This window comes from Schauerella aestuarii (assembly GCF_009866805.1).
Classification (GTDB): domain Bacteria; phylum Pseudomonadota; class Gammaproteobacteria; order Burkholderiales; family Burkholderiaceae_B; genus Schauerella; species Schauerella aestuarii.
Genome location: NZ_SIZW01000038.1, coordinates 261,867 through 287,987 on the forward strand (window position 1 = coordinate 261,867; position 26,121 = coordinate 287,987).

A 26,121-nucleotide genomic window follows, 5' to 3' on the forward strand; every position below is an offset into this window, starting at 1 on the left:
AACGTAGGCTGCCCTGGCCAAGGGCATGACGTCGGTGGCAGCCGTGGGCATCGCGCCAGTCGTAGCCGCCCGCATCGCGTCTGCCGTAGCCGGAGAAATCAAACCCCGGTAATGCGCGGCTCTTTGATTTCGGCCGGCCGCTCACCCGGTGGCAACTTGTAGCTCTCGTCGTCCTCCCGGGGATCTTCCGGCTGGGGCGGCGCGTCGGGATCGCGATCACGAGGGATATCGCCCTCGTTGGGATCGGGAACATGAAACGGCGGCGGGATCTGTGTAGCCATTAACCTCTCCAATACAACACGACGGGGGGATGAAGGCTGCCGCGCAAATAATGTTCCTAGCGTCAATGTTCCTACCGTAAATGCTCCTGCTGTCGGCATCGCCATGATCCGACGCCGCCTATTGGCACCAGCAACCGGCAGCACGCATCGGCACAACTGGGCGCGTGTCGCACTCGTGCTCCGCACAGGGCACGCGACATGCGTCAGCTGGGCATTGATGCTCACCCACCCCGATTCAGGAGCCCACTCTCATGGCAACCAGCAATCTCATCACCGACCCCGCAGATGCGATCGATCCTACCACCGGACGCGACAATGGCGCGCTCGGGCCTGGCGACAGCTCTGATTCCGGCAGTGACACCCCACCCAATATGCGCGGCCGCGACACCGATTCGCAAATGACGGGCGATCGCGCCGGGGTGGGCCTGGACGACGACCAGGACGAAGCCGACGATTTGAATACCGATCACATCGCCGGGGAAGCGGAGGCAGGTGTGTCCCACACACCTCCCGATCCGATCAAAAACGGCGGCTGACCACTACCCACCTTTGCGCAATCTCTTGACGCAAGGCACCCAAAAAAATGCCCGCGATGTTCGCGGGCATTTTTCATGTCGATCGATCATTTGGCGCTCCGGCGATCAAGCCGATTATTGGCGCTGGCAATTAAGCGGCTTTATTGCTCTGCAAAAGCTTGAGCAGCTCGCGGTTGAACGCAGGCAGATCGTCAGGCTTGCGGCTGCTGATCAGATTGCCATCCACCACCACCTCCTGATCCACCCACTCCGCGCCGGCGTTGCGCAGGTCGTCCTGAAGCGACGGGAAACTCGTTATCTTGCGGCCGTTCAAAAGTTTGGCCGACACTAGCAGCCATGCACCGTGACAAATTACCGCAATCGGCTTTTTCGCTTCGGCCATCTGTTTGACGAACGCCTGTGCCTGCGGATGCATGCGGATTTCATCTGCGTTCACGACACCCCCTGGCAGTACCACGGCGTCGAAGTGGGTCGCATCCGCCTCAGCGAAAATCAGGTCGACGTCGACCTTCTCGCCTTTTTCGTCGTGCTCCATGCCTTGAATAGGTTCGCGTTTGGCCGACACGACCACAGCGCGACCACCCGCTTGAGTGATGGCACGTTTGGGTTCCAACAATTCCGACTGCTCGAATCCGTCGACTGCGAGCAATGCGACGTTGAGGTCTTTGATGTCCTGGGCCATATGGCGCTCCTTACAAAAGAAATGCGGCGGTCAAGCGCCGCCGCGTTGGTCTTTTGAACGGAGCAAACCCAGTGCCCAAGCCTCGGGGCACTGGCGGGATTACGCGTTGTCGCGTGCCGCCTCGTTGGCAATCCGAGGTTCGTAGCCCGCTGCTGCGTATTCTTCCAAGCGGTTGTAAAGGGTTTTCAAACTGATGCCCAATACCTCAGCCGCATGCTTCTTCACCCCACCGCATTGCTCTAGCGTCGCGAAGATCAAGCGACGATCGGCGTCAGCCAATGGCACGCCCACCGGCACGCTGATATGCGTGCCGCTCGTGGCAGACGCCTTGGCAGAGGACACTTGCAGCGGAATCAGGCCGGCCTTGATCATGTCGCCATCCGCCATGATGAACACGCGATGAACGTAATTCTTGAGCTCGCGCACGTTACCCGGCCAAGCATGGGCGGAGATGGCCTGCAGCGTTTCCGGAGAAAACGTTTTATGGGTTTCGTGCTCTTTGTTAAGGCTATCGAGAAACTGGTTGGCGATCATCAGCATGTCATCGCCGCGTTCGCGCAAGGCCGGCAATTCGAGCGGAAACACATTCAGGCGATGGAATAAATCTTCGCGCAGCTTGCCTTCGGCAACGGCCTCTTCAGGATCCCGATTGGTGGCTGCGATCACGCGGACGTCGCTGGCAATTTCCTTGTTGGTGCCCACCCGCATAAACAAACCCGTTTCGAGCACGCGCAGCAATTTGACCTGCAAATCGATCGGCATCTCGGTCACTTCATCCAGGAACAAGGTGCCGCCATTGGCGCGCTCGAAGTAACCCTTGTGCTGCCGATCTGCGCCGGTAAAGCTTCCCCGCTCATGGCCGAAAAATTCACTTTCGATCAAATTGGGCGAAATGGCGCCACAGTTGACCGGCAGAAACGGATCCTTGCTGCGGGGACTGAGCTCGTGCACAGCCTGCGCCGCCAGCTCTTTGCCGGTGCCGCTTTCGCCCATCAACAATACGGTTGCATCGGTTGGGGCGACTTTTCGAATACGCTCGTAGAGCTGACGCATCGGAGCCGACTTGCCGAGCATTTTGCCAAAACGACCATCTTCTTCGAACGACATTCCCCAAGCCGACACCCCGCCCAAGCGAGGAATACGGCTCAGCACCAGACCCAGGCGCTGCAGATTGACCGGTTTGACCAGGTAATCCGTGGCGCCAAGACGCAATGCTTCCACCGCGCTATCCACACTGGCATGGCCCGTGATGAACACCACATCGGTGTTCGAAGACTGAAGCAAAGGAAAAAGATCGATGCCATTGCCGTCAGGCAAGTGAAGGTCGGTGAGAACAAGATCCGGCGCCTGACGCAGGATCTGGATCTTCGCTTCTTTGATGTTTCCCGCTTGAGCGACGGTAAACCCTTCGTCTTTAACGAATTCGACCAGCACCGCACGTACGCACGGTTCGTCGTCAATAATCAAGACATGTGGCATTGCTTCACCCTTATTAGCGTGGGGCTTTCGACCCTGACGCAGTCCGTGAGACGGACACAGCCTGTAGTTTAGTTCTTCCCCGAGGATCACCCGAAGAAGCGCTGGGATTGTGCAGGATTTTGCGGTGCCCCGCCCGCCGTGCGCGTCAAAAAATACGCTGCGGAAAGTAAATATTGTTCGTACTGTTACAACCTGAGCAAAATGCACCCCGAGCTGTCATTGTAATTAGTACACTTTGACCTGTCGCAGTTTTATGAGTTTGGGCCTCGCCACCAGCGTAACCCGAGCCTTCTTGGAGTTTTTCGGGTGTCGAAACAGGAACGGAACAAGTCGTCGGGTGCGGCAGCGCGCCCACGAAATCAACCGAAGGCGCGACCGCAAGATACACCGGCGCTCCAAACGTTGGGTCAATCCGCTGTGATGCAAGACTTGGCCGCACAAATAAAGAAGGTTGCCGCAACGCCGGCGAGCGTTTTGATTGTGGGCGAAAGCGGTAGCGGCAAGGAACTGGTGGCGCGCGCCATCCACGAGCACAGCAAGCGGGCAGACAAGCCTTTCGTACCCGTCAATTGCGGCGCCATTCCTCCCTCGCTCATCGAAGCCGAGCTATTCGGCCATGAAAAAGGCAGCTTTACAGGTGCCTCGGCACAAAGTATCGGATACTTCGAGCATGCCAGCGGTGGCACGATCTTCCTCGATGAAGTGACGGAAATGCCGATCGACATGCAAGTGCAGTTGCTGCGTGTGCTGGAAAGCGGCGCGTTTCACAGAGTGGGTGGACTGGACGAGGTCAAGGTCGACGTGCGCGTCGTGGCGGCAACCAATCGCGATCCCTACGCAGCGATCGCCGATGGCGCCTTCCGGGAAGATTTGCTGTATCGGCTGGCCGTGGTGCCGCTACGCGTACCGCCTCTGCGGGAGCGCAAGGACGACGTCGAGTTTCTTGCCAACGTATTTCTGACCAATTTCAACATTGCCGAAGGCAAGGAGAAGCAGTTCTCCAAGAAATCGCTCGAAGTGCTGGCGAACTACGATTGGCCCGGCAATGTGCGCGAACTCAAGAATACCGTTCATCGCGCCTATATTTTGGCCGACGACGTGCTCGACGTTATCCAGCCGAAGCCGAGCCGGAGAAAGCAGGATACGGGAACGGATAGTGGCCAATTGAAAATGACGGTGGGCATGCCGCTCGCCGACGCACAGCGAGAGCTGATTCTGGCCACTCTAGCGCACCACGATGGCGACAAAAAGCTGGCGGCCAGCACCCTTGGCATCAGCCTGAAAACGCTTTACAACCGATTGGGAACCTATCAACCCACTTCCACATCGGGTGCCATCGCACAAAGCGACGCTTGAATGCGCAACGATGAAGATCAGTGGCGCAGACGCGCCACTGCACTTCTTACACGCACGGGTAATTAAGGCTACAAAAGCAGCAGCAAAAAGCGCGCCCGAATGCGCCTCCTGGCTTTTCACGTAATAATTAACCATAAGAATCAATCACCTAGAATCACTCGCTCCCGACACCAAAGTTGGCATTGATATTGCTTACTTGAAGGGGTGGCCGAGGATGTGCGAGCGATCGCTTCCCTTCGGCTCACGTGTTGGGAGGTCACGTGGCCTCCATCCTCTTTACGGGAGAACGGCATTGGTACAAGCCACATATGATCTTCGCGCACGCCAGCAAACCAGCCTGACGCCGCGCCTGCAGCAATCGGTAAAGCTGCTGCAAATGTCTGCTCTTGAGTTCACGCAAGAAGTACAGCAGGCACTTTCGAACAATCCCTTTCTCGAAGATGCAGACGACGAAGAAGTTAACGAAATCGTCGCCGAGACCGAACAGGATATTCGGCCGGAGTTCGAATCGGCATCCGGCCTGACCGAAACGGCGGATACGCCCAACGAACGCGACACGCCTTACGAAGCCGAAGACGGCGCTACGACTGACAGCTATTCCGACCTGCCGGAAGGCCCGGCGGACGATGCGTATTCGGGTGACTACCCCACCTCGCGTGCCACCGGCGATGGCGACTCGGACGTGGGCCAGTGGGCCAAGAGCAGCATGAGCCTGCGCGATCGCTTGCGCCGGGACCTGAGCAGCTATCGCCTCGATCAACGCGCCATGCTGATGGCCGAGTTCATCATCGAAGCGCTCGATGAAGATGGTTATCTCCGCGTGCCGCTGGACGAATTGGTTGAGGGCAATGCCTTTGAACCGGCTACGACCACAGGTGAATGGGAAACCACGCTCAAGCTTGTGCAGCAACTGCATACCCCTGGGCTTGGCGCGCGATCGCTGCAGGAGTGCCTGCGCCTGCAATTGCAAGCGATGGATGCCGACACACCGGGTCGCGAACTCGCGCTGATCATGATCGAAACAGAACTCCCGCGACTCGCCCGTCACGATTACAACGGCTTGGAGCGCAGTCTGCGCTGCACGCCGGATCAGCTGCGCGAAGCCTGCGCGCTGATTCGTCACCTCGATCCCAAGCCTGGCTTGCGTTTCGCACGTGACGACACGAGTTATGTGGTGCCGGACGTCATCGTCACCAAGGTGCAAGGCTTGTGGGTTGTTGCCGCCAACCGTGCGGCAATGCCGCGCGCGCGGTTGCACGGCACTTACCCGGCATTGTTCCGCGGTTCGCGCTATGCGGATCGCACCCCGATGGCGCAGGAACTGCAAGAAGCGCGCTGGTTGATTCGCAACATCGAGCAGCGCTACGCAACGATTCAACGTGTCGCGGAAGCGATCGTCGAACGGCAACAGACCTTTTTTGAATACGGCGAAGTGGCGCTTCGTCCGCTGATGCTGCGTGAGATTGCCGACGAACTCGGCATACACGAATCGACCGTGTCACGCGCGACCGGTAACAAGTACATGGACACGCCGCGCGGCATTTTCGAATTCAAGCACTTTTTCTCGCGCGAGCTTGCGACCGAAACGGGCGGCACCTGCTCGGCCTCGGCGGTGCGTGCATTGATCAAAGAAATGATTGAAGGCGAAGATGCCAATGCACCGCTGTCCGATGTAGATCTGGCACGCATGCTTGGCGAACAAGGTGTGGTGGTTGCACGTCGCACCGTGTCGAAATATCGCGGTCAATTGAAAACGCCGCCGGCAGAACTGCGCCGCGCCTACTGAAGCGCCGATATACCATAGCGCTAACAAGTGCACGACAGTGCCGAACCAGAAATACCGACCGCGCAAGTCCGGTCGGTATTTTTTTCGCCGCGATTTCCCGCTATCTCGTCATAACCATCATCATCGAGTGCGAGAACCGGAGGGCCGTCCCGACGTTGTTATGTGAAGCAGCTGACGCCACGGCTGCACGCGTATACGGCTGCACGTCGATGCATGGCGGTTCTTTGCCGGTAACGACGGTTGCGTCGTCAGAATATGGGCGGTTTCGCCATTGATTACCGCGATCGCGCACAAAAAAACGACCGCCGAAGCGGTCGTTTTCGCTATCTACCGACCCCTAACAGATCAGTTCTTTTTACCGTCGTACGGTGCACCGCCACCCATCGTGGGCGACACATTGGTGTTACCCATCGTCGAGGGGGCCTTGCCCTTCTCGGTTTGGTTGTTGGCGGGGCTGACCGGCGTGGTGCTGACGGGGCCGGGCGTCGTGCTGCGCGTTGCAGCAGGAGCCGGCGTGCCGACCGGCACAGCGGTATTCGGGGGCGTTGCACCCGAATCATTCGGCGTCGTCGAAGGCGACGTAGCTTGAGCGAAAGCGGAACCACCGGCGAGCATAGCGGCGATGGCAAAAGCGGAGGTCAGTTGACGAACTTTCATTCTACTTCTCCTGTGGAGATCTGAGTGGAACCCTTGTTTCGCAAGCTGCGTGCCTGTTGACGTACACCTTAATGACAGACATGCAACACCCGTATCCAAACGTCCGAGGCCTTCATCCAAAGGCACACCGCTTGCATTGAAATGAACGCGTCGATCCGACGTATTCGCGATCCACTTATCACTATGCATAAAGCCGCCCTCCTGCTGCCCATTACGGCCATGGGCTTTTACATGAACATCACCATGGTGTCGGCCGAAGAACCCAGCTCCGGCACGCTGACGCTGACCGAGATCAGCGCCAACTACGATGCCGACAAACGCGCGTGCCAACCATTGCTGGACGAGGCGCGCGATCAATGTCAGATCGAAGCACGCAACAAACGCGAAGCGGCACGCATGGAACGCGAGCGCGCGCAACCTACTCGCCTGACGCCCGTCGAGGCAGCAACCGCCACAACGATGCTGCCGGCACGGTGATGACTTAACGGTGATGACTGAACGGTGATGACCTAACGTTGATGAGTTAAAAAAGATCGCTCGCCCGATGAGATCGGGGCGGCGATCGTTAGTCGACCATAGCGCAATGCTTTGGCACCCGTCCGTTCCGTGCAAGATCAACGTTGCTTTGAATGCCCGCCGGCTGGCCGGGCATTTTTGCGTTTGGGAGTAGATATACACCATCCCGGCCTTTCAGCCGCTCAAAGCATACGTTCGAAGAGTCGCCCGAAGAACTCCGTGAAGCGATCGCCCATGCCGCGATCCCGCCACATCTCTGGTGTGATGCGCACAGCGGCGGCGCGGTCCATTGCAAAGAGGCCTTCCATCTCGGCGGCGAAGGCATCGCCCAACATCACCGCGTTGATCTCATAGTTCAACGTGAAGCTGCGCCAATCCATATTGCTCGATCCTATCGTGGACCATACGCCATCCACTACGGCAGTCTTCGCATGCAATAGCGCATCGCGACGTTCATAAATCTTGACGCCCGCATCCAGCAAGTCTTGGTAATTCGATCGCCCCGCCTGCAGCACGATGGAAGAATCGCTGAAGCCAGGCAACACCAGCACCACATCGACGCCACGCTGCGCCGCTTCCGATAGCGCCTGAATGAATGCCGGATCGGGGACGAAGTAAGCCATCGTGATGTATATCGATCGCTGCGCACTTTGAAACGCAGACATCAACGTCAGATAGACACTGAAGCTGTCTTCGGCGCCTGGACGATTGGCAAGGATGCGCACGATCGTGCTGCCGGGATCGGCCGCACTGCTCAGCCACTGGCGGGTGGAAATCGGATCGCCATTTTGCGACTGCCAGCCATCCTGGAACACACGCTCGATCTCGGCCACGGCGGGCCCCTCGATGCGCACGTGCGTGTCGCGCCATGGTGCATTTTTGCCGCCAGGCATATCTTCAGGATCAGGTGCAGACCGCACAATCGATGAAGACTGATAGACGTCGCTGACATTGATGCCGCCGACGAATCCCACCTTGCCGTCCACCACCAGAAGCTTGCGATGGCTGCGTCGATTGGGTGACCAGCTTGTCAAACCCTTCATTGGATTCAAGGGATTGAAAACGACCACCGCGATGCCTTCTTCGCGCAGCCTGGCAAACAGCGCATCGGAGGTCGACAACGTGCCCACCGCGTCCACCATCAACGCAACATCGACCCCCTGGCGCCGCTTGGCGATCAACTCATCGGCGAAGAAATTCCCGACGGCGTCGTCGTCGAAAATATAGCTTTCCATGTGAATGAAGTACCGTGCGCGGCGGATCTCAGCGAGCATCGCTTGATAGGTGCTGGGCCCATCCTTGAGTATCTGCGTTGCGTTGCCGGCAATCAATGGCGCGCCGCTGATGGCTTGCTCTACCGCAAGATGACGCGCGAGGAACCCTTCCTCTTTCCCATCCAGCGTGGCAATGGTTTGCGCACTGCGCGCTTTCGACATTTCGCCGGATTGCGTAGCGACGCGCACGCGCTCACGTTGCGCGCTCAGGCGCTCGACATCGGGCAGACTTGCGCATGCACCGAGCATGGCACACAACAAAACGCTGGCCAAGCCGGCCAGCGTGCGCTGAATACGACGGCTACCCATCGCGCTCAGGAAGACTTCTTTTGCGTTCCAGTGACATCGCGGCTGCGATCGCGATTTTCATCCGCGGCGGCCTCCGATTCCTTCGTCGTTTGCTTTACGGGCTGGCTCGGTTTCTTTTCCGCGCCTTTGGACGCCGCTTCATCTTTGGTATCAGGAAAGTGGCGCGCCTCAGTTTCTTCGAATTTGGTTTCGTCGTAATGACCGCGGTATCCACCTTGGTCGCCCTTCTGAAAACCAGGTTCTGCTGCCACGTCGTCCCACTGCTTGGCATCATCGAGCCCTTGCGGCATTGTCGCCGGGCCCTCGCGCTGCGTGTCGTCGGACCCATCCGTTGCGCCGGACTTGGCAGGGGGTGTGGCTTTCTTATCGTTTTGGGTCATACCATCCTCACTGAATTGCTGCCAGACCTGCCGTCACGCTGACGACGAGCCGCTGTAAAAACGGCCAGTGATTTGCAAGCGGCGTGCCTGCTAGGGTCGTTTTCGTGGCGAGCCGCGAAGCCATCGTCACCGTTGCCCATCACGTGGCAAGACCACGAAGCCATCGTCACCGTTGCCCATCACGTGGCAAGACCACGAAGCCAACGTCACCGTTGCCCATCATGCGGGGAGCCTACAAAGCCGGCGTTAGTGTTGCCGATCACATGGCGGGTCTCTCGAAAAGAACACCCATAAAAAACGGCGCATCAATGCGCCGCGAAGGGGGTAGAACGCGTCGTTGAAGACGTCTGCCGCGGGTGGGCATCATTTTCAGTCCAGCGACCGTGGCGCCACCGCCCCCGTGCACGCTCGACATCCAGCCCGCCGGCGTCGCGCAGCAGGCCGGCTACCATATCTTCCTCATCGGGATCGACTTGTGCCGTGAGCAACACACCGTGTGCTCGACGCGCTGCGGCAGTCGACGTCGCCTGACTACGCGCGAAGCCGAGGATGCCTACCCATGAACCCAAAAATGCCCCCACCGCCGCACAGGCGAGCATCACTAAGCCACTCCCCTCGAAGGTAAGTACCACGCCTGCACCGAGCACAGCCCCCATCATTCCCAGACCCGACACGCTGGCCTGTGGACCATAGCGTGCCGAAAATCCATTGGGGTTCTCGGCAGCGTCGTCGTCCGAGATGACGCGCTTCGTCTTCACGCCATCTGCATTGACGTAGAAGATATTGACCGCGTCCTCACGAAAGCCCTCGGCAAACAGCACATGTGCGGCGCTATCTGCGGTAGGAAAACTTTCGAATCGTGCTGCGACGACGACGGTCATAAGGCACTCCTGCTAAGGGTTGTCCAAGTCTTCAGATTGTCAGCTCGAACGTCAAAGGGTGTTCAACCGAGCGCCGCTGGTAAGCAAGCGGCGCTCGATACTGAGCCGATCAGTCCTCGTCACTCGACGAGCCACCTACGACCAAGGCACCGATCAGCACGCCGAACAACGCAGCCACGCCAATCGATTTCCACGCATTATCATGAACATACGCGTCCGTCATGGTCGAGGCGCGCTGATAACGATCGCGTGCAGTCCCTTCCCAGTCGGCCGCCACACCCCGTGCATGACGAAGCTGCTCGCGCAGTCGCGCTCGGGCATCTTCAATCTCGGAGCCCGTGTAGCTGGCCGTCGTACGCAGCAGTCCCTCGGAACTGTCGACGAGATCATGAAAACTGTTCACGACCCGAGCTTTCTGCTTGGTGATCAGCCTACGTTGCGAACGCTTGTTCATCGTGGACTCTCCTATTTGTATCTGGGACTTCATTGTGGGGTGTCGTGGCGCCGTTCGTATTGAGCGTTGGCAACGACCCGTAAACCACTATTTCAGAGCAGCCTTCATTTCATGGGAATGAATCTTGCCCGGATCACGCCTCGATCCTAGGAAATCGGCCCATGTCCCTACTACAGCAAAGTCCCCTCGGCACTCGAAGTGCCTTCTACCAGTTGCATTCCGAAAGCACTTCGGACAGCAAACAGGAACTTGTATCGGGATTGCGGCGGGCTCAAGCCGAGATCAATCCAAAGTTTCTGTACGACGCGCTCGGATCCTGTCTATTCGACGCGATCACTCAGGTGCCTGAGTACTACCCTACACGATGCGAGCGCGAGATATTCGACATGCACGGCGAGGAGATCGCCAAGTCTGTCGGTCGCGTGCAGACCATGATCGATTTGGGCGCCGCCGACTGCGTGAAGGCCCAGCGGCTTTTTGATCGCTTGCAGCCTGAGCAATACGTGCCGGTTGATATCTCGGTCGATTATTTGAAGACATCGGTCATGCGCGTGGCGGCGTTGTATCCCGAACTAGATATTGTGGGTGTTGGCATCGACTTCTTCCAGACGCTTGCACTGCCCAAGCAAGTGCGGCCGGACGAACGCCTGTTTTTCTATCCCGGATCGAGCATCGGCAATTTGAACGTTGCGCAAGCCCACGACATGCTCAAGCGCATCCATGACGCCTGCGGCCCGGGCGGCAAACTGCTGTTGGGCGTGGATCGCGTCAAGTCCGCAGCCATTCTCGAGCCCGCGTACGACGATGCGCTGGGCGTCACGGCGGCCTTCAATCTGAATGTGCTGCGTCACGCCAACAGATTGATGGGCAGCAACTTCGATATCCAGGACTGGGCCCATCGTGCGGTCTTCAATACGACTGAGTCGCGGATCGAAATGCACCTCGAAGCACTGCACCGCCTTAAAGTTAAATTGCCCGACGGCGAACGCGTTTTCGAACAGGGCGAGACGATACACACCGAAAGCTCTTATAAATATCAGCCGGAACACTTCGCGCGCATGCTGCGTGAGGCTGGCTTCAAGCAGATTTCACACTGGACCGACAGCAAAGAATGGTTTTCAGTGTTTGCGGCGGTCGCGTGAAATATTGCCAGGATCACACCATGGATACGCTCAGTCTTGCGGCTACCGCCGCTTCCTCAACCGATCGACGCGCAATGCTGCTGAATAGATTTATGGCCGTGCGCAACACATCGCGCGCGCTGGCGGCAGATCTCAGTCCGGAGGACTGCCAGGTCCAGTCAATGCCGGACGCCAGCCCTGTCAAATGGCATCTGGCGCACACCACTTGGTTCTTCGAAACGTTCATTTTGTGCGCGTTCGACCCCACGTATCGCCCGTTCAGCGAACCCTTTCGCGTGCTTTTCAATTCCTATTACAACGCCGTAGGTGAAAAGCATCCCCGCCCTCACCGCGGATTGTTGACGCGCCCCAGTCTCGACGACGTCTTGAAATATCGGACGCATGTGGATGCTGCCATCGGAGACTTGCTGTCACGCACGCCGGGGCAGGATGCGGGCCTGCAGGACCTGCTGGAACTGGGCCTGCATCATGAGCAGCAGCATCAGGAGTTGATCCTGACCGATGTCAAACACATGCTGTCGTGCAACCCGCTAAAGCCTGCTTATCGTTCGCAAGCGCCGACGGAAGATACGCGCATGATCGGCATGCTGCCCGGCTGGACGTCGTATGAAGGGGGCATCGTCCGGATCGGTCATGACGTGCAGGGTTTTGCGTTCGACAACGAATCACCCAGTCACGACATTCTGCTGCAGCCCTATCAACTCGCGAACCGTCTGGTCACCCAAGAGGAATATCTGGCGTTCATGCAGGACGACGGCTATCGCCGGCCGGAATTATGGCTTTCCGAAGGGTGGGACGTAATCAACCGCGAAGGTTGGCGCGCACCCATGTACTGGGATGGCGCGGGCGACGATTGGCACGCGTTCACCCTGTTCGGCATCGAAGACCTCGATCCGCTGGCACCGGTCACGCATATCAGTTACTTCGAGGCCGACGCGTTCGCGCGCTGGGCGGGAGGCCGATTGCCGCGAGAAGGCGAGTGGGAATGGGCCGCCAGATGTCAGCCCAGTGCGGTCGCATCACCTCAGGCGAACTTATTGGAGTCAGGATTCCTGCACCCCCGTCCTGCCGTCGCACAGACCGGCGTGACCGGCCCTGGCCAGATGTTTGGCGATGTGTGGGAATGGACGAGCAGTTCCTACGAGCCGTATCCTGGTTTTGCGGCCGCCACCGGGGCCGTTGGCGAATACAACGGCAAGTTCATGTGCAACCAGTACGTGCTTCGTGGCGGCTCATGCGTCACATCGCGCAGCCATGTTCGTGCGACGTATCGGAACTTCTTTCCCACGGCCGTGCGATGGCAGTTTTCGGGACTTCGACTGGCGCGAGCCGTCTGATCGGCGTTTCGATCGCGCTGGACAGATCGTCTTCGTACCTTGGAGCGATCTGGTGGTCGGGAGATTGGCGATCTTTCTGGGCGAACGGAGACATCGACGATCTCTCCGAACCAAGCCGTGTCATTTCCTGCGGAAAAACGAAAAAGGCCTCCAATCGCTTGGAGGCCTTTGTATTCTTGGTGGCGCGTGCGTTGCTTCAAGATGGAAAGGCCGCGCTGAGTTCACCCGCGGCTGATTCAGGAGCCCATCAGCTATGCGCTTAGCATCGAAAGTCGCGCTTGTCGTTGGCGCAGGAACACTGAAGAATACATTTTCGATTGCAGGTCAGCTTGGGAATGACGCCGCCGCTGCGATTCGGTTTGCCCAAGAGGGCGCATCAGTTATCTGCGCTGACAGATCTCTAGCGGTGGCTCAAGAGACAGCACAAAGAACTTGTTCCGAAGGTGGGCTCGCGGAAGCGATTGAGCTCGACGCCACCAATTCAGGACAAATAGATGCCGTCTCTCAGCAGGTCGCTAAAAGCTATGGAGGAATTGACGTTCTGCACACCAATGTGGGCATCGAAATTCAGGGTGACTTGTTGGAGGTTCAGGACGACGACTGGGACCGATTGATGACTGTCAATGTACGAGCATCAATGGCAACGGCGCGTGCCTTCCTACCGCTAATGAGATCACGAGGTGCAGGGTCAATCAGCAACGTCTCTTCGACCGCGAGCCTTAAGTGGAGCCCAATGCAGTTCCTTTCCTACAGCACCGCAAAAGCAGCCGTTAATCACATGACTCGAGTGATCGCTCGTCAATTTGCGGCGGAGCAAGTGCGCTGCAATTGCATCATCCCTGGGATGATACGGACACCACATGCTGACGCACTCTATCCATGCGAAGCGGCTGCATTGGAAGGCCACAAACTTAGAGACGCACGATGTCCCATGGGACGTCAAGGTAGTCCTTGGGATATCGCCAATGCAGCGCTGTTTCTCGCATCCGATGAGTAGCCTGTTCCAGCACTTTTACGGTTGGCGCCGGCGTCCCCTTAGGTACCGCCACCCCCAGCCACGAAATCGATCTCGATCGGGAAGCCCTGCTCCTTGATCGTAGGCACATCAGGCAACTCTGGTCAACGGATGGGACTTGCGGACGCCAGGAGGCGCAACACCGCCTGTGCCGTGCGGTCGCGCCGGCCGGCGGCGCTCGCCGTACGGATCCGCCGACTGATCTTCACGCTACCTTAAGGCCCTTGCGCCACAGCTAGCATTGCCATTGGTCGATGAAGGCAGCATTTGGTTAAGTGAAGACAGCATTCAGCTACCCTTGCTTTGAAACGGGCACAAAGCTCGGCACTACCTCTCCGTGGCGCTCGATTAGTTCTTGCGTCAGACCATCGGCAAGTGGTGGAAACGCGGGGGACCATCAATTTGGCGGCGGATCTCGCCGCCGGCCGATAGGAACACTATGCTGTGACGAGGAGGCTTTTGGTAATGCTGATCAGGGCGATCAGCTCAAGCACATCTTTCTCCCGCGGTAGTTGATTGGGCCTTTAATTGCTCGAACCCTACGATCCGGCCTGCTAGAGCACTTGCGGCAACAGTTGAGGGACTTCCTAACCATAATGCACCTGGGCCAGATCGCCCGGGAAAGTTCCGGTTGATCGCACTGATCGTAACCTGCTCCTGAGAACGTGACGCGCCGGGGCCAGCATTAATACACGCTCCGCAACCCGGATCCACCAGCTCGACACCCATGCGCTCAAAGACATCAAGCATTCCAGCAGCCTCGCTGCGCCTTCTTACATCCTGGCTTCCAAACTGAAGGAAGAAGCGGACCCCGTTGCTCAAAGATATGCCTTGCTCTTCGCCCCACTTCAGGACCTCGTAGTACGCAGAAATGTCCTCGTATTTTCCTCCAGTACATGATCCTCCGTACGCAATGTCGATGGCGACATCCTCTACTAGCGTGGATACACCGATCCCATTTCCAGGGTCTCCCGGTTGCGCGACCATGGCTTCAAGCATTGAGCAGTCTACGTCGATCGTGGCTGCATAATGAGCGCCCTCGTCGCTGCACATCCAATCCTCTAGTTTGAAGTGAACGCCACGCCGTTCGCTGAGAAATCGCACGGTTTCGTTGTCAGGTTCGACGATCCCAGTCAGCCCGCCGATTTCCGCAACCATATTAGTCAACGTCGCGCGCGCATCCGTTGATAAATCGGCGATGGCATCCCCCTGATATTCAAAGACATGACCAACGAGTGATCCATTTTTGATCTCGGGAAGCTGCAACAGATGCAGGACGATATCCTTGGCGTCGACATGGTGCCGCAGACTTCCGTTAAGACGGACTCTGCAAGTTTTTGGGGCCGAAACCCGGACGTCCCCGGTCAGCCAAGCGTTGGCCATGTCGGTCGCACCGATTCCGAACGCAAACGCGCCCATCGCGCCGCAATGGGGCGTATGAGAGTCGGTACCAATTGCAATCTGGCCGGGCAAGACATATTGCTCGGACATTATTGAATGGCAGATTCCTTCTGATCCAGTGCCGCTGCTGGATAATCCATGCAGGCGCACCCCGTAACGTTTACAGAATGCCTCCTGCATCGCACCCATCGCCATAGCAGCGTCGAGTAGCCCAAGTTCTCGCTTCTCCGGGCTCATGGAAACGGGAAGGTAAACCAGGTGATCGGCAAAGCATTTTATTGAGTCTACATCCACCAACTGGGCGTCGTCGCCCTGGTGCTTCTTTAGAAAGGACGCACACATGCCGGTGACATAATCATGAGAATAGCGCCAGTCGGCCCGCACGAACACGGTCTCGGGCAATGCTCCTACAGCATGTGCAGGAACACGCGCAGACCTCGCAATAATCTTCTCAATATAGGTCAATGGCCGATTGGCCGCCGGTGCTTTCTCTAGCACAACGAGCCCACTCGCCCGCGCTTTGGTGTAATTGAATAGGCCCCCGCAACGCAGAATGTCAGCCGTCACCGGGTCCAAGCCTTGAATCAGATCATCAAGTGGAATTGACTCGTTCGCACGGATGCGCGCGATCAATCCAAAATCGGTCGATGTGTAGATTCCCAGGTTGTGGCAGTTTTGCCGATATATCCTTTCGAAATTCTGCGCGATAACCAACCGTATACCGGCGGCCTGTTCAGCAAAAGGGCTTGCTTCGCGCGAGGAGCCTTTGCCATATCTCGTTCCTGCAACAGTGACAGAGAATCCACCCCGCTTGACGCCATTCGGCGTGATGGGACGTTCCCCGCCACATGTCAGGCCAACATATGGGTACTTACCGAGGGTTTCGTCAACATAGAAACAAGTCCAGCCGGGAGTGATTTCGTCGGTGGAAACATCGTCGCGGAGCTTACCGGCTTCTTCTAACGTCAAGTCTTCGCCGTGCATCTGCCGGACCAGCAGAGCTGGGTCTTCGCTTAGAAACAGTATTCTTCCGTCAAAATGTAGATCGTTCATACGTTTCAATTCCCCGATTCAGTCAATGTCAAATTCGCGTTGCGGATGACGCCCTCGCGTTGAGCCCGTTCTGTACGCATACGTTCCGCAAATTCTTTAACTGTCCCGCCCGTTGGAGACTGCCCCAGTGAGCCAAGCTTGTTCTGCACGTTGGGTGACCTTAACGCTGCTCCAAAGGAAGCGTTCAACATGTCGATGACTTGCGTTGGGGTGCCCCGAGGAGCCATCAGGCTGTAGCTGACCACCATGTCAGTGCCTGGCAACGTCTGGCTGATAATCGACCCGCCGGGCGTAGCCGGATCTGGCCGCGAAGAAGCAACGGCGATCACTTTGACCTTCTTTGAATCGAGCAGGGGTTGTGCCGTACTGGTCAACGTAATCAGTGCGTTGATCTGATTGCCGGCAATATCTCCCAGTGCGGCGCCTGCGCCGCGATATGGAACATGGTTAAGCGCAACATTCGCCCTGTTGGCAATCAGTTCGCCCAGGAGATGATGATCCGTGCCGATACCCGGCGTTCCGTAGCTCAGCGGCACGGGGCTGCCTTTGGCCCACGTCAGAAAGCTGGGAAAGTCAGTCGCGGGGGATTCATTATTGACCACGATCACGAGCGGCGCTTCGACCAGATGAACGACTGGGGTGAGCGCTGCCATTGATTCCTCGGCCTGGCGGCCATACAGCATCGGGTTGATGGCATACAGGCTATCGGTCGCCAATAGAAGGGTATAGCCGTCATGCGCCGCCTTGGCGACATATCCGGCACCAACCATGCCGCCAGCGCCGGAGCGATTGTCGACGACAACAGGCTGCTTGAGTTCTTTTTCGACGGTGGCCGCCAGTTCCCGGGCAAGAATGTCCGCGCTGCCCCCGACTGCGAAGGGCACGACGAGCGTTATGGGCTTGCTTGGAAAGGGGGACTCGGCTGCTGCCGGGGGGGATAAAGTATTGCCCACTGCCACCACCGCACAGGCGGTGACCAAGCTGCGTAGGAAAGGCATATTGTTGTCTCCGATATCATAGTTGTTCGGAGATTCTAAATTTCCAGAGCGGGATCTAGGTGATACTTTGTGGAGTGTAATTTCCCAATTGGAATTTAGCTAATGGCCGCCGATTTTGATCCTTATTCGCTTCGCTTGTTCCTCGCTGTATGCGAAGAGGGAAGCATCCAGCGCAGTGCCGAGCGAGAATCCACAGTGCCATCTGCGGTAAGCAAACGTATGGCCGCTTTGGAACAACTGATTGGATTGCCGTTATTGCGTCGCGGCCCCAAGGGGATGGAACCGACGGAGGCGGGCAAAGCGCTGACTCGACATGCGCGTGAAGTGCTCGCAAGCATTGAAAGAATGCGCTCTGCTATGGGTGCCATGGCCGATGGTGGCGAAGGGAGCGTGCGAATTTTGGCCAGTCTGGCAGTGCTTCCTAAGGTGCTGCCTGAGGACCTCATACCGGTCCTGCACAAATACCCGACGCTAAAAATCCGATTGGAAGGGGTGCCCACTGCTGAAATGGTGAGGCATGTGCGCGAGGGGGCCGCAGACATTGGCGTATGTTGGGATGCCGCAGATTTGTCTGGACTCGACACGTTGCCGTACCGTGAAGACCACGCATGCGTCATCACAACGCCCGGGCATCCACTGAGCAAACTGCGACAGGTACGGTTTACTGACGTACTCGGATTTGATTACGTGAGCGCCATGCCTGGGAGCATGATGGAGATTGTCTTACGTCGGCATGCGGCCGTCGCGGGTAAGACTTTTTCGCCCCGAATCGAAATTCACAGCTTTGAAGGCGTTGCGCGGGCGGTGGCGGCCGGTTTGGGAGTCAGCGTGATTCCACGCGAAGTTGTGGCGCCAATGGCGGACTATTGGGGAGTGCAGCTAATTCCGCTGGCAGAACCGTGGGCAGTTCGACGATTTGTCGTCAGCTTTCGAACCAAGCCTTATGTCAGCCAAGCCGCGCTTCGGGTGGTAGAGGCGCTAAGTCAGCACACACCGCAAGTCTAAGCGGGAGATTATTGCCCTCGAAAAGCGACTTCCTGGGATGCTTTAAACCCTTCTGCAATGTCTCGCAGTAGCCTGTCAGCAAACTCATGATCCGGAAGAAAACTGCGGCTGGTCATCACTCAGCATGCGCCATGAAGCCCCGCTGATGACATTAAAGAAATTGTCTGCTTTTGATGAGCCCTATCGGCCCTTATGACAGATCGGTCATGTACGCACGCGAGCCCGATACGTCGACCTGTTGGACACTTGTCCGGGGCGGGACTCAATGGACCCCCTGCGCGTTATATCAATCCATAAAAAACCGTGATTAGTGTTACGTCGCCTCACTGCATAGACTGCCCTCATTGAACGCCGACGCTTTGCCCAATGTCGCGATCTACGCGCCAAGGCCGGTACGGATAAAACCGAGACTTCTGGCGATATTCGTCAGGCTCAGAGACAGCTCGGGCACACGTCTGTCAGCATGACCGAAGGCTATGTCCGTAACAGGCGCGGCAGCAAGTCCACCCCCACCAAGTGAGGTTTTGCGGAACTAACCTGTATTTGCGGAAAACGAAAAAGGCCTCCAATCGCTTGGAGGCCTTTGTATTCTTGGTGGCGCATCCCTGATTCGAACAGGGGACCTGCGGATTATGATTCCGTCGCTCTAACCGGCTGAGCTAATGCGCCTTTCAGATCCCGGCGTTTGAGCGTTCGCTCAATCACGCGAGTACCGAAGAACGCGATAATAGCACGTAAAAAAACCGTTGCGCAACTCGAAGCCGTTGCAGACTCCCATCCTCGCTGTGGAACGCCGTCCGTCCCATCGGTCTAGTGGCTGCGCGCCACCCGCTAAAGCGCCTGCTGAACCTGCAGCGCGCCGAGCTTGGCCTTGCACATGGCATCGTGCTGCGCCAAGCCTTCGACGATCGCACCGGCCCGAGTGGGGAAAACGCCGCCCCACATTGTGCGCGCCTCCGACGTGCCCACGGCGGACACCATGATCTCCCACACAAATCGGTGGGGATTGAGCTGCCCAACTTGCACACTGATCATCTCGTCCTTCACACGTAATCGCCGAAGCATCATGTAGGCCCCTGAAATAAGACTTCACTATAAATCGGCAAATTCGGAAAGTGTGGAAAATTTCGAGGATATTTATCAAGTGGCTTGATACCGGAAGACAGGGATCGATCATCGGCTAATCGCTGACGAGGCATCAGGGAGATCGTGTTGGATGGTTTTGCCGGTATCATTGCCGGCTCCGGCATTTCTCTCTTAAGGCTCGCCACTTGCTGCGCAGCGCTTTCAGCCGCAGTTTCCATAGGTTTCGACAATGCATTCAGAAAGCGCCGCCCGCCAGATCACGGTACTTGCCGTAGACGACGAAGAGTTAATTCTCGATTTGCTTGTCGAATTTCTGGCCGAACTGGGCTATTCGGCAGTGTCAGCCGAGAATGGCGTGCGCGCCCTCGCCTTTCTCACGGCTGGGCGAGAAGTCGATCTTTTGATCACCGATGTCAGAATGCCAGGGATGAGCGGCATTGAGGTGGCTCGCAAGGCGCGCGAACTCCAACCCGACTTGCCGATTCTTTTCGTGAGCGGCTATGCGCCCGAGTTCTACGGCACAAACTTGAATCTCGACGCGGCAACGGCCATGTTGACCAAGCCATTTACGTTGGATCGCCTGGCTAAGGCAATCGACAAGGTTCTGCACTGATTGCCGGCATCGTCAACGCAAAACGTGTGACGTGATCGTCGGAGACCACCGACAACGTGCCGCCATGCGCATGGGCGATTTCAGACACGATATATAAACCCAGGCCCAAGCCCTGCTGGGCAGGCGCAGCCGACGCGCGGAAGAACGGTTGAAACAAGCGCTCTATCGTTGCGGGCGGTATCGGTGCCCCGGCATTTTCCACCGCCAGATGCAGAACGTCATCCAATCGATACGCTTCGACGACGATCGGCGCATCGCTCGATCCATGCGTCAATGCATTGCCCAATAAATTCGACAGCAACTGTGCCAATCGCGGCCGGTCGCAATACACGGCGCCCAGTTGATCGATGGACGTGTCGATGCGGCGCTCGGGCCAGGCGGATTGCAGTTCCGCCACGACCTGGTGAAGCGCGGGCTCGAGCGGCTCGCTATCGTCGCAGTTCAACATCAAGCCGCCGCCAAGCCGCCCACGAGCGAAGTCGAGCACGTTGTCGATCAGGTTCGCCATCCGACCTACGCTGCGCTCCATCGACGTCACGATCGAAAGCGTTCTGTCGTCCGCAGCCCGACGGCGCAACAGCTTGGCACCCGCATCGATCGATGCCAGCGGATTACGCAAATCATGGCCCAGGACGGCAATGAATTGCTCACGCAGTTCTGAATTCTTGCGTTCTTCCGCCAACGCGGATTCGCTTGCTGCCGCACGATCCTGCGCATCGAGCTGCGCACCGATCAAATCTGCAAACGACGTGAACATGACGATCGTCGCGGGAGTATTGACTTTGGCGGGGTGCGGATCCAGCGCGCACAATGTGCCGAAGAGTTCGCCATTGGCGCGGTATATGGGTACCGAAATGTAACTCTGAAATCCGTACATCACGGGCGTGTGATGCTCGCGATATGACGGATCGGATGCCACGTGGTCAATGACGACCGGCTGTCGATGACCTCTGATTTCGTCGCAAATCGTGGTTTCGAGTTTGAGTTCGCCCCCAGCGGATAGCCCGAGGCCGATTGCGTCGTTTACAGCACAGGCAATCCAGCGCTCGTCAGTCACGCGTGCAACCGCGGCGAATCCCATCCCGGTCGATCGACACACTATATTCAGAATTGTCGGAACCGAATCGAGCCGGCCTACCGCCGCAACATCGTTTTGCAAGCGCAATTCGCTCGCATTCAATCTATCCATGCCCATACCGCTCGTGACGCCCCAACCGCATTTCGAACGCAAAGCTGCGTTTGCATGCGGGCTATTCCGGGTATGCCAAGGAGTATGAGGCTTGCGACGAAACCCTGCAATTCGCGGGTGATCACGGCGTTCGTCGGCGCGCGATCGCTTTTCCGTCAGGCCCAGCACGAAAAAAAAAAGCCGCGATGGCTCGCGGCTTTCATGCAGTGGCGGCAGCGCGTTATTGCGCACCGCTGTTGGGATAACGACTACCCGGTTCACCGATGTTCACACCGCGGCGATCGTAGTCCCGATCAGCATGCGACATACGATCATGTTCACGCATATTGCGTTGATTCGGGGCCGGCGGCAAACGGTCTGCCGGCACGGCAATGTTCGGCGGTGTGGCGGTCGTGTCGTTGGGCGTATTCGAAGGCGACGATGTCACGTCGCCCTTCATACGCGGTTGCGCCATGACAGCGCCGGTCGACAGCAGCGTTCCAACAATAGCGGCACAGAGAAATTGACGGGTCTTCATAACGATCTCCTAAGTATTGATTGATGCAGAGGAGATCGCACCGTTCATGCCTATCAGCGCAACCGCGCAACAGTTCGTTGAATCTGTCACCAATTTGCCGAATTTGCCGAATATGGGCAACATTTAGGTACGACGTGGCGCGCAACGGCAGAGCGCAATGACCAAAATGCGCGCAGACGACAAAAAGGCCCGCTTGCGCGAGCCTCTTTGAAATTTGGTTGCGGGGGCAGGATTTGAACCTACGACCTTCGGGTTATGAGCCCGACGAGCTGCCAGACTGCTCCACCCCGCGTCTGAGAAATGAACTATAGCACAGAACTTATCGCTGTGCACGCTCCGGTTCGCGAATCGAGGTAAACAGGTCCCACGTGGCCATGAACATCGCAGCGATGACAGGGCCGATCACGAAGCCGCTGATACCGAAAATGCCCATGCCGCCGAGCGTGGAGATCAGCACGACGTAATCAGGCATCTTCGTATCCTTACCCACAAGGATCGGGCGCAGGATATTGTCTACCAAACCGATGACGACCACGCCATAGGCGATCAGCCCGAGGCCTTCAAGGATGTTGCCCGACACGAGATAGTAGATCGCGACTGGCGCCCAGATCAGACCTGCGCCGATGGCGGGCAGCAGTGAAAGGAACGCCATGAGAGCGCCCCACAGCAACGCACCCTGAATGCCCAGCACCCAGAACGCGATCCCGCCAAGAACACCTTGCGTGAGTGCCACGACGACATTGCCCTTCACCGTGGCACGCGCGACGGTCGTGAACTTCGACAGCAGATGATGCTTGTGCTCATCGCTCAACGGAATGCTGATACGAATGCGGCGAGCGAGTTCCGGGCCATCGCGCAACAGGAAAAAAAGCAGATACAGCATGATGCCGAAGCTGATCACGAATTCGAACGTATTCTGACCGATGCTCAGCGCCTGTGTGGCGACAAACTGACTGCCCTGCATCGCGCCCTGCGACAGCTTGTCTTGCAGGCTGGCCATGTCGCTGATATCGAAGCGCGACAAGAGCGAGTGCACGCCGCTGGGCAAGGCGGACATGATCTGCTCGAAATACTGGCCGAAGTTGAGTTCACCCGATTTGATTTGCTGGAAGATCAATGCGCCTTCCTGCACCAAGGCACCGGTCACAACAGTCAACGGAAGAATCACGAGCAGGAGCACGATAAGCAGCGTGACCAGTGCGGCCAGCGTACGTCGTTGGCCACCGAACGCCTTCAGCAGCCGACGCTGAAGCGGGTAAAAAATGATGGCAAGCAATGCGCCCCAGAAGACCGCGCCGAAAAAGGGCTGCAGCACCCAGGCGAATGCAATCGTGACGATCACGAGCAGCCAGAGGAAGGTTTTGTAGTGCAGCGAAGCGTGACGCATGAGGTCGATACCTGAAAACGGGATGAAACGACAAAATCGGGGCAACTGTAGCCGAAATCCGTGCAAATTTGACTGCCCTGTAGCAATAGCGATGCCGGTGCAGCAGGAATGTGCTGCATTGCAACGAACCGTGCTTGAGATGGCAATGTTTGGCATCAGGCCGCAGCGCAAGCTGTAGTAGCCCTGATCAGCTGTTTCACCCCCCGATCGCAGCAGGTATGACTGTTGAAGCCCTATCTACAGATTAGCGCTACCGCATTCGACGCCCTCTCCCTGAACGGCGCCTGTCGGACTGCACAAACAGGGTTACATCCCTTGCATCAATTTCTCGCAATTTCGTTTTTTCTTGCGAGTTGGAGCCGTTAATATCGATTGAGCGTGCTGCCCGAGGCTTGTTGCCCAGTCAGTTTGCCCGGCGGCAACCGCTTCGCGATTGCTGCTGCCGAATCGAATAACCTCCCTCGTTCATGCTCCGAGCTCAGCTATTTCCCCAGGTCGATGAAGAAACCGCCAGGTTGGAATTTCTGCTCGACCTCGATTTGTCGCCATCAGGCTACACGGGGCTGGACGACGTGTGCGATCTGGCAAGCGCACATTTTGGCATCAGAACGGCTTGCGTCACGTTGCTGCGCAGTGACGTGCAGCACGCCTATTCGACATCAGGTGTGGTCGCGTTCGAGATTCCGCGGGAGCAGGCATTCTGCAACGTCACTGTGGCTGAGCGCCAGACCTTGGTCGTGAACGATGCGCGCATCGACCCACGCTTCGCCAACAATCCGCTCGTGACCGGCGAACCGCATATCCAGTTTTATGCCGGCGCTCCATTGATCTTGGATGATGGCACTGCCATCGGCGCATTTTGTCTGATCGGCCACACCCCCCGAACATTCGATGATGACGATCAGGTGGCGCTCGCGCGCTTCGCCCGGATTGTCGCGCGCCAATTGCAAAGCCTCCAGCGCCTCCGTCTGATCGATCGGCGCGAGGCCCTGCTCGAACAAACCGCACAATTGGTTCAAGCCGGCGGGTGGGAATACAACATCGCGCTGGATCGCCTCACATTGAGCCACCAGGTGTGCGAAATCTTTGGCGTTTCCAAGCACGCGCGTCTCACGTGCGACACCCTGCTCAACAGTCTCTACACCGCGGAATCGCGCCGTGCGGCCCTGGCGGATACCGATCGGCTTCTGAAGAAAAACCAGAAGTACGACGCCATCCGCGAGATCGTGCGCCCGGATGGCCGCCGACGCTGGATCCGGGTGCTGGCGACCACCGATGTGGAACATGGCCGGCCGAGCCGTGTGCTGGGCGCCGTCGAGGACATCACGGCACAGCGCGACTCGACGCGCAAGCTGCATGAGTTGGCATATACCGATGCCCTGACCGGGCTCTCCAACCGCGCGGCATTCAAGCTATCACTACAAGACCGTTTGCAATACGGCATGCGGGTCGCGATGCTGATGATCAATGTCGATCAATTCAAGGACATCAACGACACACTGGGCCACCATGTAGGCGACCGCATGCTGGTCGATATCGGCCGACGCCTGAAAGCCGCCTTTCCCGACGCGCACTCGGTTGCGCGACTGGGAGGCGATGAATTCGCCATCTTGACCTCGGCATCGGCAGACGACGATGTGCTGACCAACGAGCTGGATCTGCTGCAGGCCGTGATGGCGGCGCCACTGGTGTACGAAGGGAGCACTTATCCCATGACGGTGAGTATCGGCGCGGCGGTAGCGCCGGACGATGCCGCCACCGCCGAATCGTTGCTGAAAAACGCCGATATCGCGATGAGCCACGCCAAAACGCAGGGCACCGGCCGAGCATTGCGGTTCAAGCCGCCCATGCTGGAGCAGATCGAAGCCCGCGTGCAGTTGCTGCGGGATGTGCGCGACGCGTTGGACCGCAATGAGTTCGAACTCTTCTACCAGCCCATCATCGATCTGCGCACCCACCGGCTTGCCGGGTTTGAAGGCTTGATGCGCTGGGTGCACCCGGTGCTTGGCGTCATTGCGCCAGCGTCGTTCATGGCGGCGTTGAACGATCCCGTCATCGGACCGCAACTCGGCCGCTTCGCGCTGCGCGCGGCAATGACGCAGATGCGCAACTGGCTCGACGCCGGCTTGAACTTCGGACGCATGTCGGTCAATCTGGCGACAGCCCAGTTCCTGGATCGCAACCTGGCTGACGATATTCTGGACATGCTGGCGCGCACCCATCTCTCACCTTCGCTGCTGATGCTCGAAGTTACCGAAGGCGTGTATATCGGCTCTGAAGCCGACGCGGTTCAGGCCACGGTGCAGCGATTGCACAATGCTGGCGTGGGCATCGCACTGGACGATTTCGGCACCGGCTATGCGTCCCTTGCGCACTTGCGAAGATTTCCAATCGACCGGCTCAAGGTCGACAAATCATTCGTGCAACGGGCTGAAGATATCTCGATCGTCGAATCGATTATCGGTTTGGGGTTGAGCCTGAATATGGAAGTGGTCGCGGAAGGCATTGAAGACCAGCATCAACTCGCCGGCCTGAAAGCCCGCGGTTGCCATTATGGACAGGGCTATCTCTTTGCCCGGCCGTTGCCTGCCGAAGATCTGGATCGAGCATTGTTTTTCGATACCACGCGCGTGCCGGCCCCGGCCACGCCGCGTATCCTTACGGCTTGAGCGCACCGTACTGACATCATCTCACCGACAGCACACGCGGAGACGGCGTTGCTGCGGCCCGACGGGCTCGGGACGCCGGTGCTCAGCGCAGTTACCGGCGAATCAGATGATCGATGGT

At 57.8% G+C, this 26,121-nt stretch carries 24 protein-coding genes and 2 tRNA genes; 10 read left to right on the forward strand and 16 right to left on the reverse strand.

Features of this window, described 5'->3' with window-relative positions:
- Positions 1-98: 98 nt before the first annotated feature.
- On the reverse strand, positions 99-281 hold the full coding sequence (locus tag EYW45_RS02780; RefSeq protein WP_161133845.1) for a hypothetical protein: 183 nt from the start codon (positions 279-281) through the stop codon (positions 99-101).
- A 251-nt stretch (positions 282-532) separates the two neighbouring features.
- On the opposite strand from EYW45_RS02780, the gene EYW45_RS02785 reads away from it, so the two are divergent.
- The gene (locus EYW45_RS02785; protein ID WP_161133846.1) at positions 533-817 is read left to right on the forward strand and encodes a hypothetical protein; all 285 of its coding nucleotides are present in this window, start codon (positions 533-535) and stop codon (positions 815-817) included.
- 130 nt (positions 818-947) lie between these two features.
- Here the strand turns inward: EYW45_RS02785 and EYW45_RS02790 are convergent, their stop codons facing one another.
- A complete protein-coding gene (locus EYW45_RS02790; protein ID WP_161133847.1) occupies positions 948-1,499 on the reverse strand; it encodes a type 1 glutamine amidotransferase domain-containing protein in 552 nt (183 codons plus the stop codon).
- Between the two features lie 99 nt (positions 1,500-1,598).
- A complete protein-coding gene (locus EYW45_RS02795) occupies positions 1,599-2,978 on the reverse strand; it encodes a sigma-54-dependent transcriptional regulator (RefSeq protein WP_161133925.1) in 1,380 nt (459 codons plus the stop codon).
- A gap of 402 nt (positions 2,979-3,380) precedes the next feature.
- Here EYW45_RS02795 and EYW45_RS02800 point away from each other — a divergent pair, with 402 nt between their 5' ends.
- Positions 3,381-4,334: a sigma-54 interaction domain-containing protein gene (locus EYW45_RS02800; RefSeq protein ID WP_407924892.1), complete on the forward strand. Its 954-nt coding sequence runs from the start codon at positions 3,381-3,383 to the stop codon at positions 4,332-4,334.
- Between the two features lie 292 nt (positions 4,335-4,626).
- Positions 4,627-6,120: an RNA polymerase factor sigma-54 gene (locus EYW45_RS02805; protein ID WP_161133849.1), complete on the forward strand. Its 1,494-nt coding sequence runs from the start codon at positions 4,627-4,629 to the stop codon at positions 6,118-6,120.
- A gap of 345 nt (positions 6,121-6,465) precedes the next feature.
- On the opposite strand, the gene EYW45_RS24280 is transcribed toward EYW45_RS02805, so the two are convergent.
- On the reverse strand, positions 6,466-6,777 hold the full coding sequence (locus tag EYW45_RS24280) for a hypothetical protein (RefSeq protein WP_202444556.1): 312 nt from the start codon (positions 6,775-6,777) through the stop codon (positions 6,466-6,468).
- Positions 6,778-6,960: 183 nt separating this feature from the next.
- Here EYW45_RS24280 and EYW45_RS02810 point away from each other — a divergent pair, with 183 nt between their 5' ends.
- Positions 6,961-7,254 (forward strand): hypothetical protein, encoded by a 294-nt coding sequence (locus EYW45_RS02810; RefSeq protein ID WP_161133850.1) that lies wholly within the window; start codon positions 6,961-6,963, stop codon positions 7,252-7,254.
- Between the two features lie 221 nt (positions 7,255-7,475).
- Here the strand turns inward: EYW45_RS02810 and EYW45_RS02815 are convergent, their stop codons facing one another.
- The 4 genes from EYW45_RS02815 to EYW45_RS02830 form a co-directional block, all read right to left on the reverse strand.
- Entirely contained in the window at positions 7,476-8,876 is a 1,401-nt protein-coding gene (locus EYW45_RS02815) for a phospholipase D-like domain-containing protein (RefSeq protein WP_161133851.1), read from the reverse strand.
- Positions 8,877-8,881: 5 nt separating this feature from the next.
- Positions 8,882-9,256: a hypothetical protein gene (locus EYW45_RS02820; protein WP_161133852.1), complete on the reverse strand. Its 375-nt coding sequence runs from the start codon at positions 9,254-9,256 to the stop codon at positions 8,882-8,884.
- A gap of 305 nt (positions 9,257-9,561) precedes the next feature.
- A complete protein-coding gene (locus EYW45_RS02825) occupies positions 9,562-10,137 on the reverse strand; it encodes a hypothetical protein (RefSeq protein WP_161133853.1) in 576 nt (191 codons plus the stop codon).
- A 109-nt stretch (positions 10,138-10,246) separates the two neighbouring features.
- Positions 10,247-10,591 (reverse strand): DUF883 family protein, encoded by a 345-nt coding sequence (locus EYW45_RS02830; protein ID WP_161133854.1) that lies wholly within the window; start codon positions 10,589-10,591, stop codon positions 10,247-10,249.
- A 161-nt stretch (positions 10,592-10,752) separates the two neighbouring features.
- Between EYW45_RS02830 and egtD the strand changes: the two genes are divergently transcribed.
- The 3 genes from egtD to EYW45_RS02845 all read left to right on the forward strand — a co-directional run bounded on the left by egtD (position 10,753) and on the right by EYW45_RS02845 (position 14,067).
- Positions 10,753-11,733, forward strand: a complete 981-nt coding sequence (gene egtD, locus EYW45_RS02835) for an L-histidine N(alpha)-methyltransferase (protein WP_161133855.1) — start codon at positions 10,753-10,755, stop codon at positions 11,731-11,733.
- A gap of 74 nt (positions 11,734-11,807) precedes the next feature.
- On the forward strand, positions 11,808-13,070 hold the full coding sequence (gene egtB, locus EYW45_RS02840; RefSeq protein ID WP_235938807.1) for an ergothioneine biosynthesis protein EgtB: 1,263 nt from the start codon (positions 11,808-11,810) through the stop codon (positions 13,068-13,070).
- 253 nt (positions 13,071-13,323) lie between these two features.
- Positions 13,324-14,067 carry an SDR family NAD(P)-dependent oxidoreductase gene (locus EYW45_RS02845; RefSeq protein ID WP_161133857.1) on the forward strand — a complete coding sequence of 248 codons (744 nt, stop codon included), beginning with the start codon at positions 13,324-13,326 and terminating at the stop codon, positions 14,065-14,067.
- A gap of 504 nt (positions 14,068-14,571) precedes the next feature.
- Here EYW45_RS02845 and EYW45_RS02850 read toward each other — a convergent pair.
- Entirely contained in the window at positions 14,572-16,539 is a 1,968-nt protein-coding gene (locus EYW45_RS02850; protein ID WP_161133858.1) for an aconitase family protein, read from the reverse strand.
- A gap of 5 nt (positions 16,540-16,544) precedes the next feature.
- Positions 16,545-17,537 carry a Bug family tripartite tricarboxylate transporter substrate binding protein gene (locus EYW45_RS02855; protein ID WP_161133859.1) on the reverse strand — a complete coding sequence of 331 codons (993 nt, stop codon included), beginning with the start codon at positions 17,535-17,537 and terminating at the stop codon, positions 16,545-16,547.
- 102 nt (positions 17,538-17,639) lie between these two features.
- On the opposite strand from EYW45_RS02855, the gene EYW45_RS02860 reads away from it, so the two are divergent.
- Positions 17,640-18,542, forward strand: a complete 903-nt coding sequence (locus EYW45_RS02860) for a LysR family transcriptional regulator (protein ID WP_161133860.1) — start codon at positions 17,640-17,642, stop codon at positions 18,540-18,542.
- A 592-nt stretch (positions 18,543-19,134) separates the two neighbouring features.
- On the opposite strand, the gene EYW45_RS02865 is transcribed toward EYW45_RS02860, so the two are convergent.
- Together EYW45_RS02865 and EYW45_RS02870 are read right to left on the reverse strand one after the other, a co-directional pair.
- A tRNA-Met gene (locus tag EYW45_RS02865) sits at positions 19,135-19,211 on the reverse strand.
- A gap of 162 nt (positions 19,212-19,373) precedes the next feature.
- Positions 19,374-19,610, reverse strand: coding sequence for a hypothetical protein (locus EYW45_RS02870; protein WP_161133861.1), 237 nt, complete (start codon positions 19,608-19,610; stop codon positions 19,374-19,376).
- A 247-nt stretch (positions 19,611-19,857) separates the two neighbouring features.
- Here EYW45_RS02870 and EYW45_RS02875 point away from each other — a divergent pair, with 247 nt between their 5' ends.
- Positions 19,858-20,241: a response regulator gene (locus tag EYW45_RS02875; protein ID WP_161133862.1), complete on the forward strand. Its 384-nt coding sequence runs from the start codon at positions 19,858-19,860 to the stop codon at positions 20,239-20,241.
- On the opposite strand, the gene EYW45_RS02880 is transcribed toward EYW45_RS02875, so the two are convergent.
- The 4 genes from EYW45_RS02880 to EYW45_RS02895 all read right to left on the reverse strand — a co-directional run bounded on the left by EYW45_RS02880 (position 20,213) and on the right by EYW45_RS02895 (position 23,334).
- Positions 20,213-21,322 carry a GAF domain-containing sensor histidine kinase gene (locus EYW45_RS02880; protein ID WP_235938775.1) on the reverse strand — a complete coding sequence of 370 codons (1,110 nt, stop codon included), beginning with the start codon at positions 21,320-21,322 and terminating at the stop codon, positions 20,213-20,215. The genes EYW45_RS02875 and EYW45_RS02880 overlap by 29 nt on opposite strands.
- Before the next feature lie 328 nt (positions 21,323-21,650).
- A complete protein-coding gene (locus EYW45_RS02885) occupies positions 21,651-21,947 on the reverse strand; it encodes a hypothetical protein (protein WP_161133864.1) in 297 nt (98 codons plus the stop codon).
- A gap of 215 nt (positions 21,948-22,162) precedes the next feature.
- A tRNA-Met gene (locus EYW45_RS02890) sits at positions 22,163-22,239 on the reverse strand.
- A 27-nt stretch (positions 22,240-22,266) separates the two neighbouring features.
- The gene (locus EYW45_RS02895) at positions 22,267-23,334 is read right to left on the reverse strand and encodes an AI-2E family transporter (protein ID WP_161133865.1); all 1,068 of its coding nucleotides are present in this window, start codon (positions 23,332-23,334) and stop codon (positions 22,267-22,269) included.
- A gap of 467 nt (positions 23,335-23,801) precedes the next feature.
- Here EYW45_RS02895 and EYW45_RS02900 point away from each other — a divergent pair, with 467 nt between their 5' ends.
- On the forward strand, positions 23,802-26,003 hold the full coding sequence (locus EYW45_RS02900) for a sensor domain-containing phosphodiesterase (protein WP_161133866.1): 2,202 nt from the start codon (positions 23,802-23,804) through the stop codon (positions 26,001-26,003).
- The last annotated feature ends 118 nt before the right edge of the window (positions 26,004-26,121 follow it).

What these genes read in the sequence shown, in the direction of transcription:
- EYW45_RS02780 (WP_161133845.1), bottom strand. Translation starts at nt 281, where the DNA reads ATGGCTACACAGATCCCGCCGCCGTTTCATGTTCCCGATCCCAACGAG.
- EYW45_RS02785 (WP_161133846.1), top strand. Translation starts at nt 533, where the DNA reads ATGGCAACCAGCAATCTCATCACCGACCCCGCAGATGCGATCGATCCT.
- EYW45_RS02790 (WP_161133847.1), bottom strand. Translation starts at nt 1,499, where the DNA reads ATGGCCCAGGACATCAAAGACCTCAACGTCGCATTGCTCGCAGTCGAC.
- EYW45_RS02795 (WP_161133925.1), bottom strand. Translation starts at nt 2,978, where the DNA reads ATGCCACATGTCTTGATTATTGACGACGAACCGTGCGTACGTGCGGTG.
- EYW45_RS24280 (WP_202444556.1), bottom strand. Translation starts at nt 6,777, where the DNA reads ATGAAAGTTCGTCAACTGACCTCCGCTTTTGCCATCGCCGCTATGCTC.
- EYW45_RS02810 (WP_161133850.1), top strand. Translation starts at nt 6,961, where the DNA reads ATGCATAAAGCCGCCCTCCTGCTGCCCATTACGGCCATGGGCTTTTAC.
- EYW45_RS02815 (WP_161133851.1), bottom strand. Translation starts at nt 8,876, where the DNA reads ATGGGTAGCCGTCGTATTCAGCGCACGCTGGCCGGCTTGGCCAGCGTT.
- EYW45_RS02820 (WP_161133852.1), bottom strand. Translation starts at nt 9,256, where the DNA reads ATGACCCAAAACGATAAGAAAGCCACACCCCCTGCCAAGTCCGGCGCA.
- EYW45_RS02825 (WP_161133853.1), bottom strand. Translation starts at nt 10,137, where the DNA reads ATGACCGTCGTCGTCGCAGCACGATTCGAAAGTTTTCCTACCGCAGAT.
- EYW45_RS02830 (WP_161133854.1), bottom strand. Translation starts at nt 10,591, where the DNA reads ATGAACAAGCGTTCGCAACGTAGGCTGATCACCAAGCAGAAAGCTCGG.
- egtD (WP_161133855.1), top strand. Translation starts at nt 10,753, where the DNA reads ATGTCCCTACTACAGCAAAGTCCCCTCGGCACTCGAAGTGCCTTCTAC.
- egtB (WP_235938807.1), top strand. Translation starts at nt 11,808, where the DNA reads ATGCTGCTGAATAGATTTATGGCCGTGCGCAACACATCGCGCGCGCTG.
- EYW45_RS02845 (WP_161133857.1), top strand. Translation starts at nt 13,324, where the DNA reads ATGCGCTTAGCATCGAAAGTCGCGCTTGTCGTTGGCGCAGGAACACTG.
- EYW45_RS02850 (WP_161133858.1), bottom strand. Translation starts at nt 16,539, where the DNA reads ATGAACGATCTACATTTTGACGGAAGAATACTGTTTCTAAGCGAAGAC.
- EYW45_RS02855 (WP_161133859.1), bottom strand. Translation starts at nt 17,537, where the DNA reads ATGCCTTTCCTACGCAGCTTGGTCACCGCCTGTGCGGTGGTGGCAGTG.
- EYW45_RS02860 (WP_161133860.1), top strand. Translation starts at nt 17,640, where the DNA reads ATGGCCGCCGATTTTGATCCTTATTCGCTTCGCTTGTTCCTCGCTGTA.
- EYW45_RS02870 (WP_161133861.1), bottom strand. Translation starts at nt 19,610, where the DNA reads ATGATGCTTCGGCGATTACGTGTGAAGGACGAGATGATCAGTGTGCAA.
- EYW45_RS02875 (WP_161133862.1), top strand. Translation starts at nt 19,858, where the DNA reads ATGCATTCAGAAAGCGCCGCCCGCCAGATCACGGTACTTGCCGTAGAC.
- EYW45_RS02880 (WP_235938775.1), bottom strand. Translation starts at nt 21,322, where the DNA reads ATGGGATTCGCCGCGGTTGCACGCGTGACTGACGAGCGCTGGATTGCC.
- EYW45_RS02885 (WP_161133864.1), bottom strand. Translation starts at nt 21,947, where the DNA reads ATGAAGACCCGTCAATTTCTCTGTGCCGCTATTGTTGGAACGCTGCTG.
- EYW45_RS02895 (WP_161133865.1), bottom strand. Translation starts at nt 23,334, where the DNA reads ATGCGTCACGCTTCGCTGCACTACAAAACCTTCCTCTGGCTGCTCGTG.
- EYW45_RS02900 (WP_161133866.1), top strand. Translation starts at nt 23,802, where the DNA reads ATGCTCCGAGCTCAGCTATTTCCCCAGGTCGATGAAGAAACCGCCAGG.